Annotated in this window: 2 protein-coding genes and 1 pseudogene; all 3 read left to right on the forward strand. The window is 37.6% G+C overall.

The window, feature by feature from the left end; translation table 11 throughout:
* A pseudogene (locus C1642_RS13255) lies at window positions 1-564 on the forward strand (3-carboxyethylcatechol 2,3-dioxygenase); the annotation flags it as partial.
* Between the two features lie 11 nt (window positions 565-575).
* On the forward strand, window positions 576-1,796 hold the full coding sequence (gene hcaD / locus C1642_RS13260; RefSeq protein WP_001025817.1) for a 3-phenylpropionate/cinnamic acid dioxygenase ferredoxin--NAD(+) reductase subunit: 1,221 nt from the start codon (window positions 576-578) through the stop codon (window positions 1,794-1,796).
* A gap of 420 nt (window positions 1,797-2,216) precedes the next feature.
* The coding region (locus tag C1642_RS19415) for an MFS transporter (protein ID WP_228153883.1) at window positions 2,217-2,749 on the forward strand (533 nt) is incomplete at its 3' end.

Genomic DNA, 2,749 nt, shown 5'->3' on the forward strand with positions numbered 1-2,749 from the left:
CGCTATCCAACCATTCCAATATTTATTAATGGTGCTGCTGCGCCAATGCCTACGACAAAACGAACTATTGCATTAGGTCGTGCAATTGGCGCCTTTATTAAGTCAATCAATCTGGACAATGAACGTATATTAATTTTAGGTACAGGCGGTCTTTCACATGATCCTCCAACACCTCAGATGGGTTCGGTACCACTAGAAGTTGAAGAATTTCTCATTGCTGGACGAAACCCAACTGTTGAAGCTCGTAATACACGTCAGGCCAAAATCATTTCAGTTGGACAACGTCTAGCAGCAGGTGACAAGAGTGTGTCTATACCACTCAATCCAGAATGGGATGAGCAGTTATTGGAAAAATTCAAAAATGCAAACTTTGCTGCGCTTGAAGCGATGACCGAAGACGAAATTCGACATGAAGGTGGACGTGGGGGACAAGAAGTCCGAACTTGGATAGCTGCTTTTGCGGCATTACAGACAGTAGGCGATTATGAAATGACCTTACATTGCTATGAACCAATTAGTGAATGGATTGCGGGCTTTGGCATAGTCTCTGCCGAGCTGAAATAAGGGATAAGGCGATGAATATTCAAACTATTGTCATCATCGGTGCTGGGCAAGCAGGTGCAAGTGCAATTCTGGAACTACGTAATAACAATTACGACGGTAAAATCATTTTAATAGGTGATGAACCTCATTTACCTTATGAGCGTCCGCCTTTGTCTAAAGATATGATTCTAAGACCTGAACAGACTAAAATTGAGATTCTGTCTCAACAGAAGTTAGAAGACTTAGGTGTTGAGTTTATTAAGGGAAATGCTGTTGTAAAGATTGTACCTGAACAATATCAAGTAATTTTGGAAAGTGGTGAACATGTCCATTATGACAAGTTGTTGTTGGCAACAGGTGGTGCACCTCGGCGTCTTCCTATTTTTGATATATTAGGAAAAAATGTTTATACCCTACGGAATTTAGAGGACTCGCAAGCATTATTTTCTGTACTACAGCCAGAAAAGCGTATTGTATTGATCGGTGGTGGAGTGATTGGTCTAGAATTAGCATCTAGCGCTCGCTTTAAGGGTTGTGATGTAGTTGTGCTAGAACAAAGCCCAATGATTATGGGGCGTTCGCCAGCAATTATTAGTGAGTTTCTATTGGATCAACACCGTAGCCGAGGTGTTGATGTTCGATTAAATGTGAAAATTGTTGAAACTAAACTTCGTGGTGAAGAAATTGTCATGCTATTGGACAGTGGTGAAGAGTTAATTGCCGATGCTGTTATTTATGGCATTGGGATTGTACCGAATGCTCAATTGGCCATAGATGCTGGTTTAGATGTCGATTTTGCTATTAAAGTGAATGAAAACTGCCAAACTTCAAATCCTGATATTTATGCTGCTGGTGATGTAGCAACTCAGTTGCGTTCAGATGGTAATTATGCCCGTATTGAAACTTGGGAAAATGCCAATAATCAAGCAGGTACTTTTGCTCGTCATGTCATGGGGTTAGCACAACCTCAAGCTAATCCATCATGGTTCTGGACAGATCAATATGATTTTAATTTTCAATTCGTTGGAGATATGTCTGCAAAAGAATGGCATATACGAGGCAATATGAATCCGCAAGAAGACCAAAATGTAGGATTTACCTTATTCGGGTTAGATCAAGGCATCGTTGTTGCGGGTATTGCAGTCAATCAGGCGCGTGATGTTAGACACTTAAAAAAATTAGTTTCTAGTTCTAGCGCCTTTGATAAAGAAAAATTACTAGATATATCAATTGAATTGCGAAAATTAATTTAAATAGCCTTGTTATACTAAAAGCCTATTTAATATTGAAAAGAAAAACCGTCATGATTATATGACGGTTTTTTTATGCCTGATTATAGATATCTCTTAGAAATCGAAAGCATTAATACTTAATTTGAACTGTATAATAACTCTTAACTATTGAGAAAGCAGTTTTGTTTCATCATGATTAATATCTTTTTTAGATATATAAATTTTAAAAATCCCTTTAATTGTTTTTAAGTATTTGAAATTTAATTTAGTTTTTAATTTTATTATAATTAATTTGTCTAAAAATAAAATATTTTAAAGAAGAGGATAAAGTTTTCTTTGTTGTTTTTTTTGAATGTATAAAACTTAAGGCTAATGTCGAAATCAAAGTGATTAATAAATGATGTGCTGAGATTTTTCAAATTGATAGAAAAGGATTTTTCTATGAACCGTGCAGGAAATAAGCACTCTATTATTACGATCGCTATTTGTTTTCTAATTGCTGTGATTGAGGGAATTGATATACAGGCAGCCGGTATTGCGGCTGTAGGTATTCGAGAATCCTTTGGTTTAAATAGCTCTCAACTAGGTATTTTTTTTAGTGCAGGAATATTGGGTTTACTACCAGGCGCGTTAATGGGTGGACGTTATGCCGATCGTATTGGTCGTAAAATGGTGTTGATCGGGGCTGTGGCTATTTTTGCTGTATTTACGCTTTTTACAGTCTGGGTAAATACTTTCTATACTTTGCTATTAGTACGCTTTCTTGCTGGAGCAGGTTTAGGGGCTGCGATGCCGAATTTGATTGCTCTTGTTTCAGAAGCTGTTTCTAACGAAAATCGTGGTCGTGCCGTTGGTCTAATGTACTGTGGTATGCCAATAGGAGCTATCTTAGTATCTTTATTAGCAGCCTACGATGTAAGCGGTCACTGGCAAACGATTTTCTATGTAGGGGGAGTTGTTCCATTCTTGGTACT

It is taken from the genome of Acinetobacter sp. AKBS16 (genome assembly GCF_002899995.1).
In the GTDB taxonomy this organism is placed as follows: Bacteria; Pseudomonadota; Gammaproteobacteria; order Pseudomonadales; family Moraxellaceae; genus Acinetobacter; species Acinetobacter baumannii.

Coding starts and splice junctions, on each gene's coding strand:
- hcaD (WP_001025817.1), top strand. CDS start 576: ATGAATATTCAAACTATTGTCATCATCGGTGCTGGGCAAGCAGGTGCA.